Source organism: Pseudomonas cichorii, assembly GCF_003700275.1.
Lineage (GTDB): Bacteria > Pseudomonadota > Gammaproteobacteria > Pseudomonadales > Pseudomonadaceae > Aquipseudomonas > Aquipseudomonas cichorii_B.
On sequence record NZ_RBRE01000091.1, the window covers coordinates 22,956 to 35,857 of the forward strand.

The following is a 12,902-nucleotide window of genomic DNA, read 5'->3' on the forward strand; positions in this document are numbered from 1 at the left end:
CAACAAAAAGACTCAGATTTCTCACATAGAGGATTGAAATCTCACACATAAATCGGCGATAAGCTCGCCCTGCCTAGCGAGTAAAGCCTAAAGGCGAAGGATAGCTATTCAATCGACGCAGATGGAACTTCTGGTGGTGTTTTATTTACTGATGGAAGGACTGGGCAAAAAGTCGGCCAACCTGGATCGGGCCAAACGTTTTTTTAATGGCGCCATGATCCAGACGCAGTGACTTTTCGTACAAAAGCCCGCAGGCTGCACATATGCGCAGCCTTCACTACCATTTTTTAGGAAACCGCCATGCCTGACGCAGCCAACACCATTCTTGTGGTCGAAGATGACAGCATCGTGCGCATGCTGATCGTCGATGTGCTCGAGGAACTGGAGTATCAGGTCATTGAGGCCTCGGATGCCCAGCAGGCGCTGGCGCATATCAAGGATCAAGCCATCCGCATCGACCTGTTGATGACCGATCAGGGCCTGCCGGACATGCGCGGCACGGAACTGGCCAGACAGACCCGGGAACTGCGCCCGCAACTGCCTATCCTGTTCGCCAGCGGTTATTCGGAAAACATCGAAGTGCCGCCAGGCATGCACTCGATTGGCAAACCGTTCTCCATCGACGACCTGCGCGACAAGGTAAAAAGCATCCTTGGCCAATAATCACCCTTCAGACCTGCAGATTCCGTCCCGAGCAAAAACCCGACTGTTGATCATTGGCTATGTATGGCCCGAGCCCCGTTCTTCGGCGGCCAGCGGCCATGTCATGCAACTGATCCAGTGTTTTCTCGAACAGGACTGGGAGATCACCTTCGCCAGCCCGGCAACGGAAGGCGAACACCGGGCCGACCTGAAAGGCCTGGGTATCGATGAAGTGCGCATCGAACTCAACAACAGCAGCTTCGATACCTTTATCAGCGAGCTACAGCCGGATATCGTGCTGTTCGACCAGTTTCTCATCGAAGAGCAATTTGGCTGGCGTGTCGAGAAGCATTGCCCGGATGCCCTGCGGGTTCTGGAGACGTCCGACTTCCAGAGTCTGCGCCACACACGGCAGCAACTCCTCAAGGAACATTTGCAGGAGTCATCCGCAGCGGATGATCTGCACGACCTTTTCGCCATTGATCATCCAAGTCTATTTGCCCGGATCGCCAGCAGCGATCTGGCCCAGCGTGAAGTCGCCTCGCTGTATCGCTGCGACCTTAACCTGATGGTTTCGGACGTGGAAATCGAGCTGCTTGGCAAACAGTTTGGCGTACCGAAATCCTTGCTGCACTGGTGCCCGCTGATGCTCGATGGCGTGCCGGAAAACATGACGCCTTTCGAGCAGCGGGCGCATTTCCTCAGCATCGGCAACTTTCGCCACGCGCCCAACTGGGATGCCGTGCTCTGGATGAAGAACGCCATCTGGCCGTTGATTCGCCAGCAATTGCCGGGCGCACAACTGCATATCTACGGCGCATACACGCCGCCCAAGGCCACTGCACTGCATAACGTGGCCCAGGGCTTTCATGTCATGAACTGGGCCGAGGACGCGCTGCAAGTGATGTCTGGCGCGCGCATATGCCTGGCTCCGCTGCGCTTCGGTGCCGGTATCAAGGGCAAACTGATGGATGCCATGCTCAGCGGCACGCCTTCGGTCACGACCCCGATCGGAGCCGAAGCCATGAGCGGCGACCTGCCATGGCCAGGCAGCATCGCCAGCAGTGCGACTGAAATCGCCAGTGCGGCGGTGCGCCTGTATCAGGATCAGACCTTGTGGAACGAGGCTCAGGCCGCAGGCCGGACGCTTCTGCAAGCGCGCTTCCAGCACAGGCAGCATTGCGACAGCCTGATCGAACGTATCGAAGCCTTGCGTCAGGACCTGCCCCGCCATCGCATCGCCAATTTCACCGGCGCTATGCTTCGCCATCATCACCACAAAAGTACCCAGTACATGGCGCAGTGGATCGAGGCCAAGAACCGCAAGGACTGAATCACTGCTTGCGCAGCAGGTAGGTGTCCATGATCCAGCCCTTGCGGCTGCGAGCTTCGTGGCGTAGCTGCTTGATCTGCGCACAGATCCGGTCCAGGGGGCCGGACAGCAGGATTTCGTCCGGCGTGCCAAGATAAGCGCCCCAATAGATATCCAGCCCCTGACCGACAAAACGCTCGAAGCCGCAATGCGCATCGAGCATCACCACTACGTTGCCCAGCTCACTGTCGGGGATTGTCGCCAGTCGCCGGCCAGTGGTGATCCGGATCGGCTCGCCAATCCGGTTCAGCGGCACGCGATGCCGGGCCACCAGCGCCTGGACACTGCTGATGCCGGGAATCACCTGGCAGTCGAAAACCTCCCGCCCCCGTGCCAGTACCTGCTCGAGAATCCGCAGGGTGCTGTCGTACAGCGATGGATCGCCCCAGACCAGAAAAGCCCCGACCTCCTCCGCGCCCAGATCCTCGCCGATCAGGCGCTCGAACAGGACCGCACGTTGCTCATGCCAGTGTTCGATCCCGCGCTCGTAGCCCTGGGGATCATCTTCACGCTGCGGGTCGAGGACCTGCACCAGTCGATAGTCGTCACCTTCGATATAGCGCTGGCAAATATCCTTTCTCAGGCGCAGCAAATCATCGTCGACATAGCCCTTGTCCAGCAGAAAGAACACCCTGGCGCGATTCAGCGCCTTGATGGCCTGCACAGTGATCTGCTCGGGGTCTCCGGCACCTATACCGATCAGCAGGATCTGTTTCATCAGGCAACGACTCCGGACAATTTGCGAAAGGCGGCTGGGCATGAACCCGATAATTAAGGCACATTAGCAGGCTGGTGCCTTCTGGAAACGCTCCAGCCATGTCAAGAACAACAAGAATCACCGACCCTTCCTACGAATTGATGGACGACCATAACGGTCTGTCGATCATCTATCGCGAGCATGGTTTCCCCTGCCCGCTGGTGCGCTGGCATTTCCACAAGGAATACGAGCTGCACCTGATCGTCGCCAGCTCCGGCAAGGTGTTCATTGGCGATTACATTGGCAACTTCAACCCCGGCAGCCTGTTTCTGACCGGGCCGAACCTGCCGCATAACTGGATCAGCCAGATCCAGGAACAGGAAGTCGTGCCCAAGCGCGACATGCTGGTCAACTTCACCGATGAACTGCTTGAAAGCGGCAATCAGGTGTTTACCGAACTCAAGAGCCTGAATCCGCTGCTGGAGCGCGCCCAGTACGGGATCGAGTTCCGCTGCAAGCGCACGATTCGCCAGGCCATGAAGCTGATGCAGAAAATCGCCGATTCCAACGGCATCACCCGGCTCGGGCATTTCCTGATTCTCCTGGAACTGCTGGCAGCCAGCGATGATTTCCAGTTGCTGTCGGGCACCACCGCTTCCCATATCGCCGACGAGCACAGCGTAGACCGCACCAACCGTGCAGTGGATTACATCTTTGCCCACTACGGACGCGAGCTGCCCCTGGAGGAAGTCGCCGATTATCTGGGCATGAAGCCCACCTACTTTTCCCGCGTATTCAAACAGGCGACAGGGCGCTGCTTCGTGGAATTCGTCAATCGCCTGCGCATCAGCAAGTCCTGCGAGTTGCTGGCCGACGGCGACAAGCCGGTGACTGACGTCTGCTTCGAGTCGGGTTTCAATAATATTTCCAACTTCAATCGCCGCTTCCAGCAGCTCAAAGGCATGACCCCATCGCATTATCGGCGCCTTGCCGTCCAGCGCCTTACCGAGCAAAACCTGTACTGATTCGTCCTGCCTGCTGTCCCCTCGTCTACGCTGAATCTGCATTGCAGCCTGCCGGAGCGCGGCTGCAGTGAGTTTTCATAACACCATCGAGTGCAAGAAAGTATCAGTCACAGTGCGGTGCAGGATTTGTCATTGCGCCTCAAGGCCGTTGTAATCAGCCCACATCTTCCTACCTCCGGAAGATACAAAAACAATAACCAACCTTCTGTAGCTCACCGAGCATGGAAGAGGAGTGATCAATGAAGAACCCAGCAAAATCCCTGCTTGCCACTTCAGTCCTCAGCGCTTGTTTCATGCTTGGCGGCAACGCTGTGGCAGGAACCGTGACCATCGCCACGGTCAACAACAGCGACATGATCCGCATGCAACGCCTCTCCAAAACCTTTGAAGAACAGCATCCCGATATCAAGCTCAACTGGGTGGTGCTGGAAGAAAACGTCCTGCGCCAGCGCCTGACCACGGACATTGCCACCAAGGGCGGTCAGTTCGACGTATTGACCATCGGCATGTACGAAGCCTCACTGTGGGGTGCCAAGGGCTGGTTGCAGGAAATGAAAGACCTGCCAGCCAGCTACCAGCTCGATGACGTGTTCCCCTCGGTGCGCGACGGACTCTCCGTGGATGGCAAGCTGTTCGCCCTGCCGTTCTACGCGGAAAGCTCGATTACCTACTACCGCAAGGACCTGTTCCAGAACGCCGGTCTGAGCATGCCCGAGCGGCCGACCTGGACCCAGATTGCCGAGTTCGCCGGCAAGCTCACCGACAAGTCCAAGGAGCAATACGGCATCTGCCTGCGCGGCAAGGCCGGCTGGGGCGAAAACATGGCGCTGATCACTACAGTGGCCAACGCCTACGGCGCCCGCTGGTTCGATGAGCAATGGAAACCCCAGTTCGACCAACCGGAATGGAAGGAAGCTCTCAATTTCTACGTCAACACCATGAAGCAATCCGGGCCACCGGGCGCTTCGAGCAATGGTTTCAACGAAAACCTGGCGCTGTTCAACAGCGGCAAGTGTGCGATCTGGGTCGATGCCAGCGTGGCCGGCTCGTTCGTCACCGACAAGAGCCAGAGCAAGGTTGCAGACAACGTCGGCTTTACCTATGCACCGCATCAAGTGACGGATAAAGGTTCGTCATGGTTGTACTCCTGGTCACTGGCGATCCCGACCAGCGCCAAGAATACCAAGGACGCCCAGGCCTTCACTCAATGGGCAACCTCCAAGGAATACGCCACGCTGGTTGCGCAAAAGGATGGCGTCTCCAACGTGCCGCCAGGCACCCGCGCCTCGACCTACACCGAGGAGTACAAAAAGGCTGCGCCTTTTGCCGACATCACCCTCAAGTCCCTGATGGCCGTGACGCCCAAGACGCCAACCCTCAAGCCAGTGCCGTACGTGGGCATCCAGTTGGTGACGATCCCCGAGTTCCAGGCCATCGGCACCAGTGTCGGCCAGCAGTTCTCGGCAGCCCTGATCGGCCAGGCGACCGTCGAAAATGCCCTGAAAAGCGCACAGAACTCGACCGAGCGCGACATGAAACGAGCTGGCTACCCGAAAAAGTAAGCCTCACGACTCAAGCCGGGGGGCGCCTGCCCCTCGACTCCCGCTGGCAGGCATACGGAGCTACTCATGAAGACCTCAGCCATTGACCCTCGCCCGGAGCATTCCGGCGACATCCCCAAGGCCCGCAGCCACCGTTTCAAACCCGGCTGGTTCCTGGTCAGCCCTTCGGTGGCGCTCTTGCTGATCTGGATGATCGTGCCGCTGGGCATGACCATTTATTTCTCGCTGATCCGCTACAACCTGCTGAGCCCCGGCGAGAACGAATTCGTCGGTCTGGAAAACTTTGAATATTTCGTCACCGACAGCGGCTTTCTGCCGGGTGCCGGCAATACCCTGCTGCTGGTCGGCAGTGTTCTGGCGATCAGCGTGATCCTTGGCGTGCTGATTTCGGCCCTGCTGGAAGCCAGCGAGTTCTTTGGTCGCGGCATCGTACGAGTGCTGTTGATCTCGCCGTTCTTCATCATGCCGACGGTCAGTGCCCTGATCTGGAAAAACCTGATTTTCCACCCGGTTTCCGGTGTACTGGCCGCCGTCTGGCGTTTCTTCGGCGCCGAGCCGGTCGACTGGTTCGCTCATTACCCCATGCTGTCGATCATCATCATCGTTTCCTGGCAATGGCTGCCCTTCGCGATCCTGATCCTGATGACCGCCATGCAGTCGCTGGATCAGGAACAGAAAGAAGCCGCCCGCCTCGATGGCGCTGGCCCGATTGCGATTTTCTGGCACCTGACCCTGCCCCACCTGGCCCGGCCGATTGCCGTGGTGGTGATGATCGAAACGATTTTCCTGCTCTCGGTATTCGCCGAAATCTTCACCACCACCAATGGCGGCCCGGGCTTTGCGTCGACCAACCTGGCGTATCTGATCTACATCCAGGCGTTGCTCCAGTTCGACGTCGGCATGGCTTCGGCGGGCGGTCTGATCGCAGTCGTCATTGCCAATATCGCGGCGATCATCCTGATCCGGATGATCGGCAAAAACCTCACCGACAAGTCATGAGGACCTTGCCATGATGACGCTCAAACAATCACGCCGCCTGCAAAGCCTGCTGCTCGGGACCTTGTCCTGGCTGATCGCGGCACTGATCTTCTTCCCGATCTTCTGGATGGTGCTGACCAGTTTCAAGACCGAGATCGATGCCTTTGCGACGCCGCCGCAACTGTTCTTCACCCCGACGCTGGAGAACTACCTGCACATTCAGGAGCGTAGCGATTACTTCCACTTTGCCTGGAACTCGGTGCTGATCTCCTTCAGCGCCACGCTGCTGGCCATGTTGATCGCCATTCCGGCGGCCTACTCCATGGCGTTCTTCGAGACCAAGCGCACCAAGAGCACGCTGCTGTGGATGCTCTCGACCAAGATGCTGCCACCGGTGGGCGTGTTGATGCCGATCTACCTGCTGGCCAAGACCTTCGGCCTGCTGGATTCGCGCCTGGCGCTGATCATCATCTATACGCTGATCAACCTGCCGATCGTGGTCTGGATGATCTACACCTACTTCAAGGACATTCCGGGAGAAATCCTCGAAGCCTCACGGCTGGACGGCGCCAGCACCCGCCAGGAAATATTCCGGGTACTGATGCCGATCTGCAAAGGCGGCCTGGCTTCGACCGCGCTGCTGTCATTGATCCTGTGCTGGAACGAAGCTTTCTGGTCGTTGAATCTCACCTCGTCCAGCGCCGCACCGCTCACCGCACTGATTGCCTCGTATTCAAGTCCTGAAGGGTTGTTCTGGGCCAAGCTCTCGGCCGTTTCGACCCTGGCCTGTGCGCCGATCCTGATTTTCGGCTGGATCAGCCAGAAACAACTGGTTCGCGGCCTGTCGTTCGGCGCCGTCAAATAGCCCGGATCCAAGAATAAAAACGGAGTTAAGCATGGCTAACCTCAGCATCAGAAATCTGCAAAAAGGCTTCGACGGCCACCAAATCATCAAAGGCATCGACCTGGACGTGAAGGACCGTGAGTTCGTGGTCTTCGTCGGTCCTTCGGGCTGCGGCAAATCCACTCTGCTGCGCCTGATTGCCGGGCTCGAAGAAGTCACTTCCGGGAGCATCGAACTCGATGGCCGGGAGATCACCCAGGTCACCCCGGCCAAGCGCGACCTGGCCATGGTGTTCCAGACCTATGCGCTGTATCCGCACATGACCGTGGGCAAGAACCTGTCTTTCGCGCTGGATCTGGCGGGCGGCGACAAGGCCGAGATCAAGAAGAAGGTCGATGAAGCCGCACGCATCCTCGAACTGGGGCCGCTGCTGGAGCGCAAGCCCAAGCAGCTTTCCGGTGGCCAGCGCCAGCGGGTCGCAATCGGCCGGGCCATTGTGCGCAATCCGAAAATCTTCCTGTTCGACGAACCGCTGTCCAACCTCGACGCCGCCTTGCGGGTCCAGACCCGGCTGGAGCTGTCGCGCCTGCACAAGGAGCTGCAGGCGACGATGATTTACGTGACCCACGATCAGGTCGAGGCCATGACCCTGGCCGACAAGGTGGTGGTGCTCAATGGCGGCAAGGTGGAACAGGTCGGCTCGCCACTGGAGCTGTATCACCACCCGGTCAACCTGTTTGTCGCGGGCTTTCTCGGCACGCCGAAAATGGGCTTTCTCAAGGGCCGGATCAGTCGCGTCGACAGCCAGGCCTGCGAAGTCGAGCTGGATGCCGGTACACGCATCAGCATGCCGGTCAGCCGTCCGGGATTGGCGGTCGGTGCGCCGGTCACGCTGGGCATTCGCCCCGAGCACCTGAATATCGCCCAGGACAGCGATTGCCAGTTGCAGGTCACCGCCGATGTCAGCGAGCGTCTGGGCAGCGATACCTATTGCCATGTGCGTACCCGTTCCGGCGAAGCACTGACCGTGCGCATCCGGGGCGACCTGGCCAGCCAGTACGGCGAAACCCTGAATCTGCATCTCGATAGCGCCCACTGCCACCTGTTCGACGAGCAGGGACTGGTGATTGCCAAGGCCTTGCAGGTCGCCGCTTAAGTATTGGAGAGCCGTGCCATGAAACTGAACAAGCAGAACCTGTCACAACTGGGCGCCGATATTGCCCGTCCGGCCTACTCACCCGGCGAAACCCGCCAGGGCATCGCCCATATCGGCGTCGGCGGCTTCCACCGGGCGCATCAGGCGTTTTATACCGATGCGCTGATGAACAGCGGCGACGCCCTGGACTGGAGCATCTGCGGCGTCGGCCTGCGCCCCGAGGATCGCGCCGTACGCGATGCCCTGGCAGGCCAGGATTATCTGTACACCCTCTATGAACTGGGCGACACGCCGGACACCGAAACCCGGATCATCGCCTCCATCAGCGGCATGTTGCTGGCCGAGGACGATCCCCAGGCGCTGATCGACAAACTGGCCAGCCCCGAGATTCGCATCGTGTCGCTGACGATTACCGAAGGCGGCTATTGCATCGACGACAGCAACGGCCAGTTCATGGCGCACTTGCCGCAGATCCGCCACGACCTTGCCCATCCCAACACGCCCGGCACGGTGTTCGGCTTCATCTGCGCAGCCCTGGCCCGCCGTCGTGCTGCCGGCGTACCGGCCTTCACCCTGATGTCCTGCGATAACCTGCCGCACAATGGCGCGGTGACCCGCAAGGCGCTGCTGGCCTTTGCCGCCCTGCGCGACGCCGACCTGCATGACTGGATCGCCGAACATGTCAGCTTCCCGAATGCCATGGTCGACCGCATCACGCCGATGACCAGTTCTGCCCATCGCCTGAAACTGGCCGATGAAAAGCATATCGACGATGCCTGGCCTGTGGTCTGCGAACCCTTTGTGCAATGGGTGCTGGAGGACAAGTTCGTCAACGGTCGTCCGGCCTGGGAGAACGTCGGCGTACAGTTCACCGACGACGTCACGCCTTACGAGGAAATGAAGATCAAGCTGCTCAACGGCAGCCATCTGGCCCTGACCTATCTGGGCTTTCTCAAGGGCTATCGCTTCGTTCACGAAACCATGAACGATCCACTGTTCGTGCGCTATATCCGCGCTTACATGGACCTGGATGTCACGCCGCAACTGGCCTCCGTACCGGGCATCGATCTGGAAGGCTACAAGGACACCCTGATCGAACGTTTCTCCAATCAGGCGATTGCCGACCAACTGGAGCGCGTGTGCTCGGACGGCTCCTCGAAATTTCCCAAGTTCACCATCCCGACCATCAACCGCCTGATTCTCGATCAGGGCAATCTGCAGCGCGCCTCGCTGGTGGTTGCCGCCTGGGCCTTGTATCTCAAGGGCGTGGACGAGAACGGTACGACCTACAAAATCCCCGACCCGCGGGCCGACTTCTGTCAGGCGCTGGTGGCCGACGATGTGCTGCTGACCCAACGGCTGCTGGACGTGGAAGAAATATTCGGCCTGGCGATTCCGCGTTCGGCCGAGTTCGTCGCCGCCTTCGAGCAGAATCTCAATAACCTGCGGGAGCTGGGAGTCAGCGGCACTCTGGAAAAAATCCTGGCCAACGGCCTTTGAGGAACTGCCATGTTTCTTGGAATCGATTGCGGTACGCAAGGCACCAAGGCCATCGTTCTGGATGCCGAGAGCGGTCAGGTACTGGGTGAAGGCTCGGCGCCGCACAGCCTGATCAGCAACGCTCATGGCCGACGCGAACAGGACGTGCAGCAGTGGCTGGATGCGCTGCAGCAGGCGACCACCAGCGCGCTGGCCGAGGCCGGGATTTCAGGCCAGCAGATCAAGGGCATCGGGGTTTCCGGCCAGCAACACGGGCTGGTGCTGCTGGACGCCGAAGGCCAGGTGCTGCGCCCGGCCAAGCTGTGGTGCGACACTGAAAGCGCGCCTGAAAACCAGCGTCTGCTGGATTATCTGGGCGGTGAGCAAGGTTCGCTGCAACGCCTGGGGCTGGCCATCGCGCCGGGCTATACGGTTTCCAAGCTGTTGTGGACCAAGGAGCAGCACCCGGAACTGTTCGAGCGTATCGACAGGATCCTGCTGCCTCACGACTACCTCAATTACTGGCTGACCGGACGTTGCTGCACCGATTATGGCGATGCCTCGGGCACCGGCTACTTCAATGTGCGCAGCCGGGAATGGGATCTGCCGCTGCTGGCGCATATCGACCCGACGGGCCGGCTGGGCAAGGCTCTTCCGGAGTTGCTGCCGGCACAGCACAAAGTGGGCACCCTGCGCGACGAGGTCGCCCGGCTGCTGAACCTCAATCCGCAGGCCGTGGTGTCCAGCGGTGGCGGCGACAACATGATGGGCGCCATCGGCACCGGCAATATCCAGCCGGGGATGATCACCATGAGCCTAGGCTCGTCAGGCACCGTGTATGCCTTCGCCGACCAGCCGCAGGTCAGCGAGCAGCCTTCGGTGGCGACGTTCTGTTCCTCGTCCGGTGGCTGGCTGCCGTTGATCTGCACCATGAACCTGACCAACGCGACCAGCGCGATCCGCGAGCTGTTCGCCCTGGATATCGGCGGTTTCAATCAGGCCATCGCCCGCTCGCCGATTGGCGCGGAAGGTGTACTCATGCTGCCGTTTCTCAATGGTGAACGGGTCCCCGCCCTGCCCGATGCCACCGGCAGCATTCTCGGCCTGAACAGCACCAATCTGACCCAGGCCAATCTGTGTCGGGCGGTAGTGGAAGGCACCAGCCTTGGGCTGCGCTACGGCCTTGACCTGCTGCGTGCCAGCGGCATCAAGAGCCAGACCATCCGGCTGATTGGCGGCGGCTCGAAAAGCGCGATCTGGCGCCAGATGATCGCCGACATCATGGATACTCAGGTCATCTGTACCGAATACGCCGAGGCGGCGGCATTGGGTGCGGCTATTCAGGCGGCCTGGTGCTGGTCTGGCGAGAACGGGCAGGCAACGGATTTGCAGACGCTGTGCGAACGTTGCGTCAGACTCGACCCCGACAGCGAGACTCATCCCGTCGCCGAGAATGTGGCCGCTTACGAGCGTGTCCATGCACGTTACCAAGATCACTTGCGGGCAGTCTGATCACTGTCCTTTGATGGAGCACGTATGTTTCTGGTCTGCGGCGAAGCGCTTTTCGATATTTTTACCCGGGCGGACGATAACGGTCCGCTCAACATGCTGGGCTTTGATGCGATTGCCGGTGGTTCACCATTCAACGTCGCCATAGGTTTGCGTCGCCTGGGTGTGCGGGGCTGTCGACCGACTATCTGGGCCAGCGCCTGCGTGCAGTGCTGGAACAGGAAACGGTGAGCCCCGACTACCTGATCGACTTCGACGCGCCTACGACCCTGGCCATGGTGGCCGTCGGAGCAGACGGTTCGCCCACCTACAGTTTCCGCGGTGAAGGTTGCGCAGACCGACAACTGCGGCTGGAGCATCTGCCGGCGCTCGACGGGCAAGTGCGCGGCATTCACGTGGGTTCGTTTTCGCTGGTGGTGCAACCGATTGCCGATACCTTGCTGGCCCTGGTCGCCCGGGAAAGCAGCCAGCGCCTGATTACCCTGGACCCTAACGTGCGGCTCAATCCCGCGCCGGATATCGAGCGCTGGCGCACCCAGATCCGTGCCTTTGCCGAGCACGCGCATATCATCAAGGTCAGCGACGAGGATTTGCATCTGCTCTACCCGGACAGCGATCCGCAGAGCATTGCCCAGGACTGGCTGGGCAAGCGCTGCCAGTTCGTGGTCCTGACCCGTGGCGCGCAAGGCGCGAGTATCTTTACCCGGCAGCATGGAAGCTGGTCGGTTGCGGCGCAAAGCGTCAAGACGGTCGATACGGTAGGCGCGGGAGATACCTTCCAGGCAGCCTTGCTGACCTTCCTCAGCGAGCGCCAACTGGATAGTCCGCAAAGCCTGGCGTCCCTGTCGCGGGAAACCCTGGATGAAATGCTCGGCTTTGCCGTCAAGGCGGCAGCCCTGACCTGCACCAAGGTTGGCCCGGATCTGCCTTACAGGAATCAGTTGTAACGTACCGTGTGGGTGCCAATTCATTCGCGAACTGCTTCGCGAATGAATTCGCCCCCACTCAGACTGTGTGAAAACGCAGCATGACCGAGCGCAGTAGTTTTCACACAATCTGAGTCTATCAGGCGACCATACCGGCCTTGATCCCATTGATCCTGGCATTGATATCCTCAACCGCAGCATTCTGCTGCTCCTTGAGGGCTTCCTGGACTTTCTTGTCCAGCGCCAGTTTCTCTTCAGGACTCATGGCGTCGTATTCGTCCTTGCTGACGCCGGTGAGTTTTTCGCGCATCTTCTCTTCGGCAGACTGTTTCATGTAATCCATGAATTCCTGCTGTATCGAGCTGATGTTCGAGCTGCCGTTGCTGCTGGTGGTGCCGGTCGAAGCGGTAACGCCGTTATCGCTGTCGGCGGTTTTCTCGGACAGGGTCTTCTCAGCCAATGTCTTGATGTTGAACATCATCCGGGCAAAGGATTCATCATAGCCATTGTTGCTCTTGGTACTGTCTCCCGACGCGGAGCTGTCTGCCCGAGCCGTCACTGGAGTGACAGCAGGGACCATGCTTTCCGCAGCCGCAACGGTACTGAATGAGCTCTGGGAGACTTCATCCACTGCCTTGCGCCCGACGAATCTGGAAACCAGACCTTCGAGCGAGCCGTTGTTGATAATCATCTTTCACCTCCTGCGATGGGT

11 protein-coding genes and 1 pseudogene are annotated in these 12,902 nt (G+C 59.5%); 10 read left to right on the forward strand and 2 right to left on the reverse strand.

Annotation, left to right across the window (positions count from 1 at the left end; translation table 11 throughout):
• Positions 1-300: 300 nt before the first annotated feature.
• Positions 301-663: a response regulator gene (locus ALQ04_RS24170; protein WP_122318263.1), complete on the forward strand. Its 363-nt coding sequence runs from the start codon at positions 301-303 to the stop codon at positions 661-663.
• Positions 653-1,975 (forward strand): glycosyltransferase family 4 protein, encoded by a 1,323-nt coding sequence (locus tag ALQ04_RS24175; RefSeq protein ID WP_259645085.1) that lies wholly within the window; start codon positions 653-655, stop codon positions 1,973-1,975. The genes ALQ04_RS24170 and ALQ04_RS24175 overlap by 11 nt, the downstream gene beginning before the upstream one ends.
• Before the next feature lies 1 nt (position 1,976).
• On the opposite strand, the gene cobF is transcribed toward ALQ04_RS24175, so the two are convergent.
• A complete protein-coding gene (gene cobF / locus ALQ04_RS24180) occupies positions 1,977-2,732 on the reverse strand; it encodes a precorrin-6A synthase (deacetylating) (protein WP_122318265.1) in 756 nt (251 codons plus the stop codon).
• 98 nt (positions 2,733-2,830) lie between these two features.
• Here cobF and ALQ04_RS24185 point away from each other — a divergent pair, with 98 nt between their 5' ends.
• From ALQ04_RS24185 to ALQ04_RS24220, 8 genes and pseudogenes are all read left to right on the forward strand, one after another.
• Positions 2,831-3,736, forward strand: a complete 906-nt coding sequence (locus tag ALQ04_RS24185) for an AraC family transcriptional regulator (protein ID WP_122318267.1) — start codon at positions 2,831-2,833, stop codon at positions 3,734-3,736.
• Between the two features lie 293 nt (positions 3,737-4,029).
• The gene (locus ALQ04_RS24190; protein WP_409077292.1) at positions 4,030-5,298 is read left to right on the forward strand and encodes an ABC transporter substrate-binding protein; all 1,269 of its coding nucleotides are present in this window, start codon (positions 4,030-4,032) and stop codon (positions 5,296-5,298) included.
• Positions 5,299-5,364: 66 nt separating this feature from the next.
• Positions 5,365-6,297: a carbohydrate ABC transporter permease gene (locus tag ALQ04_RS24195; protein ID WP_122318270.1), complete on the forward strand. Its 933-nt coding sequence runs from the start codon at positions 5,365-5,367 to the stop codon at positions 6,295-6,297.
• A gap of 10 nt (positions 6,298-6,307) precedes the next feature.
• Entirely contained in the window at positions 6,308-7,141 is an 834-nt protein-coding gene (locus ALQ04_RS24200; protein WP_122318272.1) for a carbohydrate ABC transporter permease, read from the forward strand.
• Positions 7,142-7,172: 31 nt separating this feature from the next.
• Positions 7,173-8,276: an ABC transporter ATP-binding protein gene (locus tag ALQ04_RS24205; RefSeq protein WP_122318274.1), complete on the forward strand. Its 1,104-nt coding sequence runs from the start codon at positions 7,173-7,175 to the stop codon at positions 8,274-8,276.
• A gap of 18 nt (positions 8,277-8,294) precedes the next feature.
• Complete coding sequence (locus ALQ04_RS24210) at positions 8,295-9,776, forward strand: mannitol dehydrogenase family protein (RefSeq protein ID WP_122318276.1); 1,482 nt, start codon at positions 8,295-8,297, stop codon at positions 9,774-9,776.
• Positions 9,777-9,785: 9 nt separating this feature from the next.
• Positions 9,786-11,267, forward strand: coding sequence for a xylulokinase (gene xylB, locus ALQ04_RS24215; protein ID WP_122318277.1), 1,482 nt, complete (start codon positions 9,786-9,788; stop codon positions 11,265-11,267).
• A 24-nt stretch (positions 11,268-11,291) separates the two neighbouring features.
• Positions 11,292-12,211, forward strand: a pseudogene (locus tag ALQ04_RS24220) (carbohydrate kinase family protein).
• Between the two features lie 118 nt (positions 12,212-12,329).
• Here ALQ04_RS24220 and ALQ04_RS24225 read toward each other — a convergent pair.
• Positions 12,330-12,881 (reverse strand): hypothetical protein, encoded by a 552-nt coding sequence (locus tag ALQ04_RS24225; protein ID WP_122318279.1) that lies wholly within the window; start codon positions 12,879-12,881, stop codon positions 12,330-12,332.
• Positions 12,882-12,902: the final 21 nt, after the last annotated feature.

Bases quoted from the DNA above. Each gene is read 5' to 3' on its own strand.
- ALQ04_RS24225 (WP_122318279.1), bottom strand. From the start codon at position 12,881: ATGATTATCAACAACGGCTCGCTCGAAGGTCTGGTTTCCAGATTCGTC.
- ALQ04_RS24170 (WP_122318263.1), top strand. From the start codon at position 301: ATGCCTGACGCAGCCAACACCATTCTTGTGGTCGAAGATGACAGCATC.
- ALQ04_RS24205 (WP_122318274.1), top strand. From the start codon at position 7,173: ATGGCTAACCTCAGCATCAGAAATCTGCAAAAAGGCTTCGACGGCCAC.
- ALQ04_RS24190 (WP_409077292.1), top strand. From the start codon at position 4,030: ATGCTTGGCGGCAACGCTGTGGCAGGAACCGTGACCATCGCCACGGTC.
- cobF (WP_122318265.1), bottom strand. From the start codon at position 2,732: ATGAAACAGATCCTGCTGATCGGTATAGGTGCCGGAGACCCCGAGCAG.
- ALQ04_RS24195 (WP_122318270.1), top strand. From the start codon at position 5,365: ATGAAGACCTCAGCCATTGACCCTCGCCCGGAGCATTCCGGCGACATC.
- xylB (WP_122318277.1), top strand. From the start codon at position 9,786: ATGTTTCTTGGAATCGATTGCGGTACGCAAGGCACCAAGGCCATCGTT.
- ALQ04_RS24210 (WP_122318276.1), top strand. From the start codon at position 8,295: ATGAAACTGAACAAGCAGAACCTGTCACAACTGGGCGCCGATATTGCC.
- ALQ04_RS24200 (WP_122318272.1), top strand. From the start codon at position 6,308: ATGATGACGCTCAAACAATCACGCCGCCTGCAAAGCCTGCTGCTCGGG.
- ALQ04_RS24185 (WP_122318267.1), top strand. From the start codon at position 2,831: ATGTCAAGAACAACAAGAATCACCGACCCTTCCTACGAATTGATGGAC.